This window comes from Pseudomonas sp. S2_C11, assembly GCF_054668395.1.
The window spans coordinates 2,508,287-2,521,976 of record NZ_CP162765.1 but is presented as its reverse complement, the minus strand read 5'-3'; the positions used below and the strand labels follow the sequence as shown (position 1 = coordinate 2,521,976).

Annotated in this window: 10 protein-coding genes; 7 read left to right on the top strand and 3 right to left on the bottom strand. The window is 59.1% G+C overall.

Annotated features, from left to right (window positions below; all coding sequences use genetic code 11):
• Positions 1–226: 226 nt before the first annotated feature.
• Complete coding sequence (locus AB4N48_RS11350) at positions 227–2,839, bottom strand: Ig-like domain-containing protein (RefSeq protein ID WP_460095451.1); 2,613 nt, start codon at positions 2,837–2,839, stop codon at positions 227–229.
• A gap of 401 nt (positions 2,840–3,240) precedes the next feature.
• Positions 3,241–3,600, bottom strand: a complete 360-nt coding sequence (locus tag AB4N48_RS11345) for a DUF6124 family protein (RefSeq protein ID WP_252887895.1) — start codon at positions 3,598–3,600, stop codon at positions 3,241–3,243.
• Positions 3,601–4,093: 493 nt separating this feature from the next.
• On the opposite strand from AB4N48_RS11345, the gene AB4N48_RS11340 reads away from it, so the two are divergent.
• Positions 4,094–4,612, top strand: coding sequence for a GNAT family N-acetyltransferase (locus tag AB4N48_RS11340; protein WP_460095450.1), 519 nt, complete (start codon positions 4,094–4,096; stop codon positions 4,610–4,612).
• Between the two features lies 1 nt (position 4,613).
• Here the strand turns inward: AB4N48_RS11340 and AB4N48_RS11335 are convergent, their stop codons facing one another.
• Positions 4,614–5,306 carry an aspartate/glutamate racemase family protein gene (locus tag AB4N48_RS11335; RefSeq protein ID WP_236168885.1) on the bottom strand — a complete coding sequence of 231 codons (693 nt, stop codon included), beginning with the start codon at positions 5,304–5,306 and terminating at the stop codon, positions 4,614–4,616.
• Positions 5,307–5,503: 197 nt separating this feature from the next.
• Here AB4N48_RS11335 and AB4N48_RS11330 point away from each other — a divergent pair, with 197 nt between their 5' ends.
• The 6 genes from AB4N48_RS11330 to AB4N48_RS11305 all read left to right on the top strand — a co-directional run bounded on the left by AB4N48_RS11330 (position 5,504) and on the right by AB4N48_RS11305 (position 13,572).
• The gene (locus tag AB4N48_RS11330; protein ID WP_252878121.1) at positions 5,504–5,995 is read left to right on the top strand and encodes a hypothetical protein; all 492 of its coding nucleotides are present in this window, start codon (positions 5,504–5,506) and stop codon (positions 5,993–5,995) included.
• A 429-nt stretch (positions 5,996–6,424) separates the two neighbouring features.
• The gene (locus AB4N48_RS11325; protein WP_150635397.1) at positions 6,425–7,399 is read left to right on the top strand and encodes a hypothetical protein; all 975 of its coding nucleotides are present in this window, start codon (positions 6,425–6,427) and stop codon (positions 7,397–7,399) included.
• A 129-nt stretch (positions 7,400–7,528) separates the two neighbouring features.
• Positions 7,529–8,206 (top strand): DUF3313 domain-containing protein, encoded by a 678-nt coding sequence (locus AB4N48_RS11320; RefSeq protein WP_071172345.1) that lies wholly within the window; start codon positions 7,529–7,531, stop codon positions 8,204–8,206.
• 288 nt (positions 8,207–8,494) lie between these two features.
• Entirely contained in the window at positions 8,495–8,995 is a 501-nt protein-coding gene (gene tpx, locus AB4N48_RS11315) for a thiol peroxidase (protein ID WP_076563099.1), read from the top strand.
• A 174-nt stretch (positions 8,996–9,169) separates the two neighbouring features.
• Positions 9,170–10,474 carry an MdtA/MuxA family multidrug efflux RND transporter periplasmic adaptor subunit gene (locus tag AB4N48_RS11310; protein WP_041481001.1) on the top strand — a complete coding sequence of 435 codons (1,305 nt, stop codon included), beginning with the start codon at positions 9,170–9,172 and terminating at the stop codon, positions 10,472–10,474.
• The gene (locus AB4N48_RS11305; protein ID WP_375123669.1) at positions 10,471–13,572 is read left to right on the top strand and encodes an MdtB/MuxB family multidrug efflux RND transporter permease subunit; all 3,102 of its coding nucleotides are present in this window, start codon (positions 10,471–10,473) and stop codon (positions 13,570–13,572) included. The genes AB4N48_RS11310 and AB4N48_RS11305 overlap by 4 nt, the downstream gene beginning before the upstream one ends.
• Positions 13,573–13,690: the final 118 nt, after the last annotated feature.

Genomic DNA, 13,690 nt, shown 5'->3' with positions numbered 1-13,690 from the left:
CGCGTGGGAACGCAGCCCGGGACGCTCTGCGTCCCCACCAGAGCTGGAACGCGGAGCGTCCCTTGAGGCATTCCCACGCAGAGCGTGGGGACGATCATCATCCGTAAGACTTGGTGATTGCCGGTGCGCGAGTATGGCCTCCATCAGTAATTTAGGCACTTTTTCGGAGTGTGGTTTAGGCGACAGGTGGCTTTAAATCAATAAGCCGATTGGACAGTTTCAACCATCATGTCGGGACAACGAACAGTGCCCGAAATGGGGGGGCAAAGGTCCCGGTGTGAAAGGATATGCCATTTGACCAGGACATATACCTAGTCCCATTGGGGAGACCGTGAGTGTACACCCACGATGACAATGGGCTTCCCCATTGAATGCTCTCGAACAAATCGCCGAAAACGTTTGTGAAGTTAGCGTTAAGGGTTGCGGCGTGCCAAACGTTGTGGATTTGGCCGAGATGGAGGCCACCTTGGCTTCCGATCCATTGCTGCGCGGCAATGCCTCCAGGATCGCCGATATACGTCGTACTTCCCTTGGTGATTCGATAAACGTTTTTAACATTCACACTAAACGAAACGGCGGCGCCTGAGACATCGCGCACTCGAATCGTTGTTGTGCCATTTTTTAATCCGGTAACCTTTCCTGTAGATGTCACTGAAACCACGGCCGGATTATCTGATTGATAGGTGTAGGGTGGAGTGCCACCTTGTGCCTGACGAGTCAGAACGTTTCCGGGAACTTCTTTAGTGCCCCAGCCGTAGCTTTGTACGAATTTCACTGCGTCTAGATTCATAACACTTTCGTCGATGGTCAGCGCAGCCACAACATTGAATTTTCTGACTGCGGACTTATTGCCTGAGCCATACGCTGCCTCAGCGGTGATTTCATGGAGGCCTACGCTGAAAGTGGCTGTCATCGTCCAAACACCATCGGCAGGATCGGCTGTGGGGCCGCCAATGGAGGTCAATCCGTCCAGAATATTCACTTTCAATCCGTTGGCTGCTTTCCCTGTCAGCGTCACACTTGTATCCGACGTTGAACCTCCTTCAGGTATTTCGACGTTGCTGGGCGAGCCTTTAACCGAATCAATCGTCGGCGCAACATCCGCTGTCACCGTAAAACTCCGCGCGCCAGAATCCACCTCACCACTGTGATACAACGATCTCGCAAATAACCGGTGCTTCCCTTCGGCAACAGTTACTTCCCGTGTCCAGATTCCCGTCAGCGGGTCGGCCGTCGCTCGGCCTTTGGCAACCGTGCTCGACCCATCATCATCGAACACCTCGATATCCAGTCCCTTACTGGCAGTTCCCGACAACGTTAAGCTAGTGCTGACCGTCCATCCCCCTTCCAGCACTTCCTCACCGTTCGAGTCCAATACCCTGTCCAGTGTCGGCACAACCAGTTCTACAGACTTGATCGTGTAAACCCGATCCGGAAATTTCACTGCGTTCGTTTCGATATTGCTCTTGTCCAGCGCCACCAGGTATTTAAGCGTCAGTGTCGTGCCATGCCCCAATTGAACGAGATAACTGTTTGCCAGTGTCTGTGGCCAGAATCCCTGGTTGATCCAAGTGCTGTTGACTCTAGCTGGCAACCCAGCCCAGAGAGTCAAGTCATGTGCAGTGCCATCAGCCTTCTTGCCCTCTAGCCGCAGCCAGCAGGGCTGTTCGGCTTCAATCAAGGTATGCAGCAGCGCATGAATGGTTGCGTTTTTGGTGCCAAGCGCCGTTATGTCGAGAAAATTGTTGGCATCGGCCTCGACAATTTTCGGGGAGTTCAAAGCGGTTGCCGGCAGCGGCAGAATGTCCAGCAGCAACACAGCCGACTCCACGGGTTTGTCGTCGCGGTCGATAAAATAACTGACCGCAACCCGTTGGCCCAGGCTGTAGGCGAGCACCGAGCGCGGTACCGCAATCTCCAGGCCGGCACTGACCAGCCGAGGCGGGCTTGGGTAGGAGCCTTCAGGGACAGCCGTCGCGCCTTGCCAGTTCACCCACAACGTGTCGGTGGGCAGTAACGAACCCTGCGGTACTAGGACTCTGATTTCCGGAGTGGTCGGATTGAACTGATTGCCGTTCATGCCACGGACGGTGGGTGCCAGCAGAGAAAGGCGACCGAGGTGAATGTCCACGCGCTTTTCACCTGACATGACGGCATTGCCCAATTGGTCAAATACTCTGAATTCCGCCACAGCATTCGGGTTGTCACCGGCACGCTGGAAGGTATCGGTGAGCAGGGTCAGGTTGATCGGGGCCGGCGCGTCGGGCACGTCGAAGCGCACGGTGGTATCGCCGAGCGCAAAAACGATGGAGTCGAAGTGGCGTCGGTTGGTGTAAGTAAACGCAAATGTCACACCTCGTGCGGCGAGCTCCGGCCCCACGCCTTCACGTACTACTTCCGGCGGAATGATCAGATCCAGAGATTCCGGCAGACGCAAATGGTAGAGGGCTAGCGTGTCCCGAGACGATTCATCGTTACCTCCTACGCGCGTGACCTTGTAATACAGGCGATTGACGCCCTGATTGAGCCAGCCGTGGGGCAAGTACAAGCGCACCCGCTGTTGTTCTTCGCCCGGGGCAACGGTCTTGCCCGTTACGGGAGTAGGGTTGTCGTTGACGTACAGATCGACGCGGTCATCAGCGGCCATGGTCCAGGAAGCGAGCTGCATTTCCGTCCACGGATCTATCAGACATTCCAGGCCCTGCGTCTCGCCATCGTAAAGCACCTTGGGAATCCCGCCTTGGGCAATGCCCTGCGGCTTCACCGGTGTGACCCAGCCCCTGATGATGACCGGATACAAGACAAACAATTCGTTGAAAATCGAAGACTGGATATCCATGGAAGCGCTCCCTGAGAATTTTGCCGTGCCGTGCCGTGCCGTGCCGTGCCGTGCATTGAATGGGATCCATCTCACTCCAGTTTGAAAAAAAGCACACCTGTCAGATCTGACAGGTACAGGCGGTATTCAGACGAGCGGTCGAGCCGGCTCTTGTTTGCGCGGTTGTTGTGGGAGCGAGCCAGCCTGCGAATTTGTCGTAATGTTCGGTTGCAATGCTGACTGCTCCGACGCTTTCGCGAGCAGGCTCGCTCCCACAGGAATCTTCATTGCTTACGCGTTGATCGTTCCCACGCTCTGCGTGGGAATGCAGCCCGGGACGCTCTGCGTCCCCCAGAGCTGGAACGCGGAGCGTCCCTCGAGGCATTCCCACGCAGAGCGTGGAAACGATCATCAAAGGCCCGCTACTGCGGCAACTCCAGATTATCAAGCACCCGATTCACCGCCAGTTCGCCGAGCATGATCAACTGCGCAATCCCCATCAGCGTTCGGCGCTGGGATGGCTTGACCAATCCGGCGAATTCCTGGGCGATGGTTTTCGCTGAGGCGAGGGTTTCGCAGGCGTTGGCCAGAAGGTCTTCGTTTTTGGTGTCGGCGGTGACGGCGTACATGGCGCGGGGGCTGAAGGGCGGCGGGGTGGAGCCGGATGGGCAGAAGTAGTGGTCGAGGGCGCGGTCGGCGGCTTGGTGAAGTTTTTTTGAGTCGAGGGATTCGTAGGGAGAGGTGGGGTCGGTTTGGGGTGGGTTGGGTGTGGGTTTGATCATGGTAAAGCTCCTAGAGTCGACGGAGCTGCCACCTTTCGCTGCGATACGAAATGGTTGGTGGCAGCTGTACGCGGGTCGCAGACCGGGACTCTAGAACCGGCAGACCCGAAGGTCTCCCACGTACAGCCGCCATAAAAACAGCGGGTGTTGTGCGTCCAGAGATCGACGGGCTGCGAGACCCGATCGCTGATTCGTCAGCGACCGCACCACAATAGAACCCGCCCCCAAGGCGCACAAGCCGGCGGATTCTGGCTTGGCTGTAGGCAACGACGCAAGGATTTGTAGCCTGGAAGGCGTGTCAGCAGGTGTCCTTTAAACAGCGGTGTTTAAAAAGCAAAAAATTGGCGACAGCACGGTAGACGTTTTTGCCGGGAAGCAGGTGTTGGCTATGAGGTCGCTTTCGCGAGCAGGCTCGCTCCCACAATTTCATCTCGCCAGATTCCAGATCAGCGGTTTAGAGTGACCAGCCACACGCTGATCAAGGACCGATCCCATGTCAGACCCAACCTCCACGATCCATCTCGAACGCTCCAACGAATCCCACCTCGAGGGTATCACCGCGCTTTACAACGACCCCGTCATTGCACGGCAAGTGCTGCAAATGCCGTTTCAATCCACCGAGGTCTGGCGCCAGCGACTTCAGGCTGATAACGAACGTGCGCTGAAACTGGTTGCCCTGGACCAAGGCGTGGTGATCGGAAATCTCGGCCTGGAAGCTTATTCCCGCATGCGCCGCGCCCACGCCGGCAGCTTCGGCATGGCAGTCGGGGCGGCTTGGCAGGGCAAGGGCGTCGGTTCGATGTTGTTGGCGGCGGCGCTTGAGGTCGCCGATAGCTGGATGAATCTGCACCGCGTCGAACTCACGGTCTACGCCGATAACGAGGCGGCGATCGGGCTTTATCGCAAGTTCGGTTTCGAGGCCGAAGGGCTGTTGCGTGATTACGCGGTGCGCGACGGACAGTGGGTCGACACGTTGAGCATGGCCCGTCTGCGCGGTTCGTCGAAACCCTGAGTCAGTCGCCCAGTGCGAACGCCACTGCCGACTGCGCATGCAGCTCGGTAGTGTCGAGCAGGGGCAGGGCGCTGTGTTCGGGTTTGATCAGCAGACCGATTTCGGTGCAGCCGAGGATGATCGCTTGGGCGCCACGGGCGGTCAGGGATTCGATGACGCCTTGGTAGATTTTTCGCGATTGTTCGCTGATCACACCCACGCAGAGTTCGTCGTAGATGATCCGGTGCACCTCTTTGCGCTCGGCATCATCCGGCACCAGCACTGTCAGGCCTTGGGCGATCAGACGCTGCTTGAGGAAGTCCTGCTCCATGGTGAACGCGGTGCCGAGCAACCCGACGGTGCGCGCGTCGATTTCCAGTGCAGCCTGCGCGGCGGGTTCGGCAATGTGCAAAAACGGAATGCTGATCGCGGCCTGAATCTGCTCGGCGACCTTGTGCATGGTGTTGGTACACAGCACCACGCATTCTGCGCCACCGGCTTCAAGCCTGCGCGCGGCATCCACCAGAATCGCCGCTGCATCGTCCCAGCGCCCGGCGTGCTGGGCCTGTTCGACCGGACCGAAATCGACGCTGTACATCAGCAACTGCGCCGAGCGCAACGGGCCGAGGCGCTCGCGAACCTGTTGGTTGATCAGGCGATAGTATTCGGCGCTGGACTCCCAGCTCATGCCGCCGATAAGGCCGATGGTGCGCATTGGATTTCCTCAAGCAAATGTCAGTGTCGAGCATTCAGGGCTGCCTGAAGTTTCCTTCTGTTCGAGACTCGACGCCAGTACCGACTGACTGTACCGCCGATCTTTCCCGCAACTGTGCATCTGCAAGAACTAAACGTACGCCGCGCCGGGGATCTGCCACTATCACCCTTCGCAGGTCCTTTCCGAGGAACACCGCAATGAACGACGTACAGCAACTGGGCGAGATGCTGCGCCACTATGCCGAAAGCGAAGCGCACAAGAAGCAACTGTTCACCACGCAATCGGCCGCTTGGGCGGCTCGGATTGGCGCGCTGTTCGACCAGATCGAACAATGGCTTGAACCGGTCAAGGCGCCCAATCTGCTGGAGGTCAGTCGCGAGGCGTATGTCGCATCCGGGCCGAGCGTGCCGGTGGAAACCTCGACGTTCAAGACGGAAAAATTGAGCATTGTGATTGCCGGCAAACCGGTGGAATTTGTGCCGGATGTGATGGGCAGCGGCGGGCAGATTTCCCTGGCAGTGATGGGGCTGACGGCGGCGCGGTACGGGAGTATTTCGCTGGTTGGCCTGGCGGATGGCGCATGGCAGTGGCGTAAGACCAATGGCTTGAAGGATCCGGATACGTTTGCCTTCGACGCCGATTTCCTTGCTCAGCAATTGCAGAGCCTGATACCTCGCGATCGCGGTTAAGATCAAAAGCTTACCCCCTCACCCCAGCCCTCTCCCCCAAGGGGGCGAGGGGGAAAGGGGGCAGACCGAGTGATGTTCAAAACTTGAGCTCGACGCGATATTTCAGGTCGACGTGAGTCCTACAAACACTTCGGTCAGTCCCCTCTCCCTCTGGGAGAGGGCTAGGGTGAGGGCAGCCCGCCGCCAGCCACAAAAATATCACGCCCAGCGCATCAAAAAGCATCTCCATCACCTGAGCCCTCAAGCAATCTGAGCATGACGCCGGGCCAGCGCCACATCCGCAGGAGGAGTGAGGCGTAGACCGGGGAAACCCTTAGGTTCGGTGCCAATCCGGCATTTTCCCTTGGGTCACTGATGGCCTTTTGGTAGAGTCGCCGTCGCCAGCGGGTTTTCGGCTGGACGATGGAACCGAAGAAGGGAGTCTGATCAGTGAGTCCGGGTAAAAAAATCCTCGGTCTCACGGCGTCGCTTTTGCTGCTGACGCTGTGGGCCAGTTACTTTTATGTATTCAAGGAAAACCGCAACGGCCAGCTCGGCGGTGTCGGCGAAAGCACCGCGTGGTGCGGCACGCCGCCGACCAGTGAAGCGGCGTTGCTGGGCAAGGATCAACTGACCTTGCGCGTCACCAACAACCTGCGCGGCGAATTCATGGTTGGCGGCTCGCTGGTGGTTTCCGAACGAACCTTCAACCGCTACGACCTGGGCCGCAACGAACTGCGCCTGCGTCTGGAACCGCTGCAGTGGTCGTTCGGCGTCACGCCGATCTTCCTCGAGCAGGTCAAGGTGCAGCCGCTGAGCCGCAACCTCTCGTCGACCAATAAAAGCGCCTTCGCCGAACTTGAGCCTCGCGCAATCGGCGTGCACGCTCAGACTGCCGCGTTCCCCTTCGATACCTATCGCTACGGCTATAAACCGGTGCTGTATTACCTCAAGGGCAGCGAGCGCATCGACTTGCGCTTCAAGAACATCACCACGCTGATGGAGATGTCCAACACCTTTACGCCGATCCAGAAGTACAACCGCGCCGACTACATCAACGAGAAAAACTCGATGATCCGCGATGAGGACTACAAGCCGTACGGGGCGCATGAGTGCGCGTTCAGCGTCGAACGCAAAGGCTCGTTCAAGGTCGTGGTGCTGTTGCTTCTGCTGGTGCTGTGCCTGCCACTGATGCTGGTGTTCTACCGCGATGAACCGGGGATCGACTTTCTCGCGACGTTGGTGGGAATTGCGGTGGTGCGTACATTGCTGATCGGGCCGGTGGAAGATTTCCAGCTATACAACATCGACTTCTTGTTTGGTGCGGCGATTCTGCTGGTGGGAACGGTATCGCTGATCAAGGCGATGCGCGCCAATAGCCGGCGAGAGATGGCGTTGCGCAGTGGCGAGACATCGTCCTGGTAATACCGGTTGGCGAGGCACACGCGCTGTCGGATGTGAACTTTGCAATTGGCCATCGCATTTGCCGGGGTTTTGGCTATACCTGTATCTCCCCTATGCAAAATGTCTTGGCCTTCTCAAAGGAATTACAGCATGAAGCTAGCCGTCGTGATGGGCACGCTGTGCATTGCCACCCTTGGCGTGGTGGGTTGTTCCAGCAAAACCGTCGAGCCTGACCAGTATTCCGGCTTTCTCAAGGATTACAGCCAGCTGAAGGAGGCCAAGTCACCCTCTGGTGCCGAGGTGATGCGCTGGATGGACCCGAAACTCGACATCAATAAATTCACCAGCGTTTACGTAGAGCCAAGCCAGCTCTACCCGAAGCCGCAAGCCACCGAGAAAATCCCCCAGCAGACTCTCAATGGCATAACCAGTTATTACGATCAGGCGCTCAAGCGCGAACTCGGCAAATCGCTGCCGTTGGCCGCAGGTCCCGGGCCGGGCGTAATTGTGGTGCGTCCGGCGATTACCGCAGTCAGCAGCAAGACCGAAGGCCTGCAAGTCTATGAAGTGATCCCGATCGCACTGGTCGCCGCAGCGGTAAGTACGGCCTCTGGCATCCGCGACCAGGAAACCACGCTGGCCACCGAAGCGGTATTCATGGACGGCGCGACCAATCATGTCATCGCGCAGGTGGTGCGCAAAGGTACCGGCAAACCGCTGGAAAACTCTTCCCAGGTGATGAAAGCCGACGACATGAAAGCGGTGATCGATGGCTGGGCAAGCGATCTGCATCAGTCGTATCTGAAACTCAAATCTGAAGCCAAATGATGCAGTAAGGCTGGTTGCCTTTTCGCGAGCAGGCTCGCTCCCACACTGGACACGTATTCAGTGTGGGAGTGAGCCTGCTCGCATTTTGGTGTATCAGTTTCGAATGTCCTGCCTGACACAACGCTTTCGCTAGCAGGCTCACCCTTTCAGGGAAGCTGCGGTGGGTTGTATACAATTTCACCGCTCAGCACCCAACAATTTCAAACAGGGCATAGGTCGTCAGCCGATTTCGTGGTTAACTTCCGCCTCTTGCATGCTTTCCAATCAAAAAACAGAAGGACTCAAGTCATGGCTCAAGTCACCCTCAAAGGCAATCCGGTTCAAGTCAACGGCCAGTTGCCACAAGCCGGTTCCAAGGCGCCAGCCTTTTCCCTGGTAGCCGGCAATCTGTCCGACGTCACCCTGCAAGACTTCGCCGGCAAGCGCAAAGTCCTGAACATTTTCCCAAGCGTCGACACGCCGACCTGCGCCACCTCCGTGCGCAAGTTCAACGCCCAGGCCAACGACATCAGCAACACCGTGGTGCTGTGCATCTCTGCTGACCTGCCATTCGCCCAGGCGCGCTTCTGCGGTGCTGAAGGCCTGGAAAACGTACAGAACCTGTCGACTCTGCGCGGCAGCGAGTTCATCGAAAACTATGGCGTGGCCATTGCTGACGGCCCGCTGAAAGGCCTGACCGCTCGCGCCGTTGTGGTGCTGGACGAAAACGACACCGTTCTGCACAGCGAACTGGTCAAGGAAATCGCTGAAGAACCTAACTACGAAGCGGCACTGTCCGTTCTCAAGTAAGGCTTTTACAATTGTTAACGGCCTGGCCCTGTCCAGGCCGTTTTCATTTGTGTATCAGGGTTTTGCCTCACACCTTGAAACGTAAGTGGAAGGTAAATTGCCGGTAAAGCTGCTTTGCTTAAATCCACTCAGTGCTTATCGTTCAGCCTCCCGTAATAGAAGCCCACGCGCCCAATGGTCAATAACTCCATGCAATCGTCCCCCCGCAAATCCCGTCGCTGGCTGATCAGCCTGCTGGTCCTGTTGGTCATCGCTGTCCTGTGCTGGAAATTCTGGCCCGCCGGCTCTGCTGACAAGGCAGGCGGCGACAAAGCGGCCGCCGGGCATACCGGGCGCTCGGGAATGATGCGGCCTGGCTTCGGCGGCGGTACCGGGCCGATTCCGGTGCGTGTGGCGCCGGCGGTGAAGGGCGACTTCCCGCTGTATTACAAGGCACTGGGCACGGTTACCGCGCTCAATACCATCAACGTGCGCAGCCGCGTGGGCGGCGAACTGGTAAAGATTCATTTCGAAGAAGGGCAGATGGTCAAGGCGGGCGACCTGCTGGCCGAGATCGATCCGCGTCCTTACCAGAACGCTTTGCTCCAGGCCGAAGGCACGTTGCTGCAGAATCAGGCGCAACTGAAAAACGCCCAGGTCGACGTCGAGCGTTACCGCGGTCTGTATAAAGAAGACAGCATCGCCAAACAGACCCTCGACACCGCCGAAGCGCTGGTTGGCCAGTACCTGGGCACGGTCAAGACCAATCAGGCGGCGGTCAACGACGCCAAGCTCAATCTCGAATTCACCAAGATCCGCGCGCCGATTGCCGGTCGCGTCGGTCTGCGTCAGGTCGACGTCGGCAACCTCGTCGCCGCTAATGACACGACGTTCCTCGCAGTGATCACCCAGACGCAACCGATCAGCGTTGCCTTCACCTTGCCGGAGAACAGCCTCGACACCGTGCTGGCCCGTTACCGCAGCGGCGCCAAGTTGCCCGCCGAAGCGTGGGATCGGGGCGACACCAAGCTGCAGGCTACCGGTGTGCTGCAAAGCCTCGACAACCAGATCGACGTAGCTACCGGCACCCTCAAGTTCAAGGCCCGTTACGATAACCGCGACCAGTCGCTGTTCCCCAATCAGTTCGTCAACGTTCATTTGCTGGCCGACACGCTCAAAGGTGTAGTGCTGGCACCGTCGGCAGCGATTCAGTTCGGCACCAATGGCACTTTTGTCTATGCGCTGGACGGCGACAAGAAAGTTACCATTCGCCAACTGAAAATCGGTGCCAGCGACGGTGACAACACCGTGGTCACCGAAGGCCTCGCCGCAGGTGATCGCGTGGTGCTTGAAGGCACCGATCGCCTGAAGGAGGGCAGCGAAGTCGAAGTGGTCAATGACAGCAGCGAAGTGCCGACCTCGCCGACCGAACACCTGCAAGGCAAATCTGCCGCCAATCCCGATGCGACCACAGCCGATAAGGCCAAGAAGGGCGCATGAACATTTCGCGGCTGTTCATCCTCCGTCCGGTAGCCACCACCCTGAGCATGCTGGCCATTGTCCTGGCCGGCCTGATCGCTTATCGCCTGCTGCCGGTTTCGGCCTTGCCGCAGGTCGATTATCCGACCATCCGCGTCATGACCCTGTACCCCGGCGCCAGTCCGGACGTGATGACCAGCGCCGTCACCGCGCCGCTTGAACGCCAGTTCGGGCAGATGCCGGGCCTCACACAAATGGCCTCGACCAGCTCCGGCGGCGCTTCGGTGCTGACCCTGCGCTTCAGCCTCGACATCAACATGGACGTCGCCGAACAGCAGGTGCAAGCCGCGATCAACGCCGCGACCAACCTGCTGCCGACCGACCTGCCGGCACCGCCGGTGTACAACAAGGTCAACCCGGCGGACACGCCTGTTCTGACCTTGGCCATCACCTCGAAAACCATGCTGCTGCCCAAGCTCAATGATCTGGTCGATACGCGCATGGCGCAGAAAATCGCCCAGATCAGCGGCGTCGGCATGGTCAGCATTGCCGGTGGCCAGCGTCAGGCGGTGCGGATCAAGGTCAACCCCGAAGCGCTGGCGGCCAACAGCCTCAATCTGTCGGACGTGCGCACGCTGATCGGCGCCTCCAACGTCAACCAGCCGAAAGGCAACTTCGATGGGCCGACCCGGGTGTCGATGCTCGATGCCAACGACCAACTGACCTCGCCCGAGGACTACGCGAATCTGATCCTGACCTACAAGAACGGCGCGCCGTTGCGGCTCAAGGACGTCGCGGAAATCGTCGATGGCGCCGAGAACGAGCGTCTGGCCGCGTGGGCCAACCAGAATCAGGCGGTGTTGCTGAACATCCAGCGTCAGCCGGGCGCCAACGTTATCGAAGTGGTCGATCGCATCAAGGCCTTGCTGCCGAGCATCACCGACAACCTGCCGGCCGGCCTCGAAGTCACGGTGCTGACCGATCGCACCCAGACCATCCGTGCCTCGGTCACCGACGTGCAACACGAACTGCTGATCGCTATCGCGCTGGTGGTCATGGTCACGTTCCTGTTTCTGCGCCGCGCCAGTGCGACGATCATTCCCTCGGTCGCCGTGCCGCTGTCGCTGATCGGCACCTTCGGCGTGATGTACCTCGCCGGTTTCTCGGTGAACAACCTGACGTTGATGGCGCTGACCATTGCCACCGGCTTCGTGGTCGACGACGCCATCGTCATGCTCGAGAACATTTCGCGCTTCATCGAAGAGGGTGACAGCCCGATGCAGGCCGCGCTCAAGGGCGCGAAACAGATCGGCTTCACCCTGATTTCCCTGACCCTGTCGCTGATCGCCGTACTGATTCCGCTGCTGTTCATGGCCGACGTGGTAGGGCGCCTGTTCCGCGAGTTCGCCATTACCCTGGCGGTGGCGATCCTGATTTCCCTGGTGGTGTCGCTGACCCTGACGCCGATGATGTGCGCGCGCCTGCTCAAGCGTGAACCGCAAGAACACGAGCAAGGCCGTTTCTACCGCGCCAGCGGTGCGTTCATCGACTGGATGATCAAGGAATACGGGCGGATGCTGCGCTGGGTGCTCAAGCATCAGCCGCTGACCTTGCTGGTCGCCATCGGCACGCTGGCGTTGACCGTATTCCTTTACGTGATCGTGCCGAAGGGTTTCTTTCCGGTGCAGGACACCGGGGTGATTCAGGGTATTTCCGAAGCGCCGCAGTCGATCTCCTTCGCGGCGATGGGCGAGCGGCAGCAGCAACTGGCGAAGATCATTCTTGAAGATCCGGCGGTGCAGAGCCTGTCGTCCTACATTGGCGTCGACGGCGACAACGCCACGCTCAACAGCGGCCGCTTGCTGATCAACCTCAAGCCTCATGGCGAGCGCGATCTGACGGCCAGCGAAGTGATTTCCCGCCTGCAACCGCAACTGGACAAACTGGTCGGCATTCGTCTGTTCATGCAGCCGGTGCAGGATCTGACCATCGAGGACCGGGTCAGCCGCACCCAGTACCAGTTCAGCATGTCCTCGCCGGACTCCGAATTGCTCAGCCAGTGGAGTGGCCGTCTGGTCGAAGCCCTGGCCCAGCGTCCGGAGTTGACCGACGTTGCCAGTGATTTGCAGGACAAAGGTTTGCAGGTCTATCTGGTGATCGACCGCGACGCCGCTTCGCGCCTGGGCGTGTCGGTGGCGAATATCACCGATGCACTGTACGACGCCTTCGGCCAGCGGCAGATTTCGACCATTTATACTCAGGCCAGCCAGTACCGCGTGGTGCTGCAAGCCCAGGCCGGGGAGAAGATCGGCCCGCAGGCACTGGATCAGATTCACGTCAAGACCACCGACGGCGCGCAGGTGCGCCTGTCGAGTCTGGCGCATGTCGAAGAGCGTCAGGCGCAACTGGCGATCACCCACATCGGCCAGTTCCCGGCGGTGATGATGTCGTTCAACCTCGCGCCGGGCGTGGCGTTGGGGCATGCCGTGGACATCATCGAGCAGGTGCAGCAGGACATCGGCATGCCGGTCGGCGTGCAGACTCAGTTCCAGGGCGCGGCGCAGGCGTTCCAGGCTTCGCTGTCGAGCACCTTGCTGCTGATTCTGGCGGCCGTGGTGACCATGTACATCGTCCTCGGTGTGCTCTACGAGAGCTACATCCACCCGATCACCATTCTTTCGACCTTGCCGTCCGCCGCAGTCGGTGCCTTGCTGGCGTTGCTGCTCAGCGGCAACGATTTGGGCATGATCGCGATCATCGGCATCATTCTGTTGATCGGTATCGTCAAGAAGAACGCGATCATGATGATCGACTTCGCCCTCGACGCCGAACGCACCCAGGGCATGGCCCCGGCAGAGGCGATCTATCAAGCGGCGTTGCTGCGCTTCCGGCCGATTCTGATGACCACGCTGGCGGCGTTGTTCGGCGCAGTGCCGCTGATGCTGGCCACGGGGTCTGGCGCGGAACTGCGTCAGCCGTTGGGTCTGGTGATGGTCGGCGGCTTGTTGGTGAGCCAGGTGTTGACGCTGTTCACCACGCCGGTGATTTACCTGTACTTCGACCGCCTCGGAAGGCGCTTTGGCAAATCCAAAGCCGAAGGTGAAGAGGTCGCGGTATGACTGTCGGAATATATCTCCCCTGTGGGAGCGAGCCTGCTCGCGAAAGCGGGAGGTCAGTCACTGCCAAAGTTGAAGGTAAGGGCGCATTCGCGAGCAGGCTCGCTCCCACAGAGGTATG

Excerpts from the sequence above, each read along its gene's own strand:
- AB4N48_RS11350 (WP_460095451.1), bottom strand. The coding sequence starts at position 2,839 with ATGGATATCCAGTCTTCGATTTTCAACGAATTGTTTGTCTTGTATCCG.
- AB4N48_RS11345 (WP_252887895.1), bottom strand. The coding sequence starts at position 3,600 with ATGATCAAACCCACACCCAACCCACCCCAAACCGACCCCACCTCTCCC.
- AB4N48_RS11340 (WP_460095450.1), top strand. The coding sequence starts at position 4,094 with ATGTCAGACCCAACCTCCACGATCCATCTCGAACGCTCCAACGAATCC.
- AB4N48_RS11335 (WP_236168885.1), bottom strand. The coding sequence starts at position 5,306 with ATGCGCACCATCGGCCTTATCGGCGGCATGAGCTGGGAGTCCAGCGCC.
- AB4N48_RS11330 (WP_252878121.1), top strand. The coding sequence starts at position 5,504 with ATGAACGACGTACAGCAACTGGGCGAGATGCTGCGCCACTATGCCGAA.
- AB4N48_RS11320 (WP_071172345.1), top strand. The coding sequence starts at position 7,529 with ATGAAGCTAGCCGTCGTGATGGGCACGCTGTGCATTGCCACCCTTGGC.
- tpx (WP_076563099.1), top strand. The coding sequence starts at position 8,495 with ATGGCTCAAGTCACCCTCAAAGGCAATCCGGTTCAAGTCAACGGCCAG.
- AB4N48_RS11310 (WP_041481001.1), top strand. The coding sequence starts at position 9,170 with ATGGTCAATAACTCCATGCAATCGTCCCCCCGCAAATCCCGTCGCTGG.
- AB4N48_RS11305 (WP_375123669.1), top strand. The coding sequence starts at position 10,471 with ATGAACATTTCGCGGCTGTTCATCCTCCGTCCGGTAGCCACCACCCTG.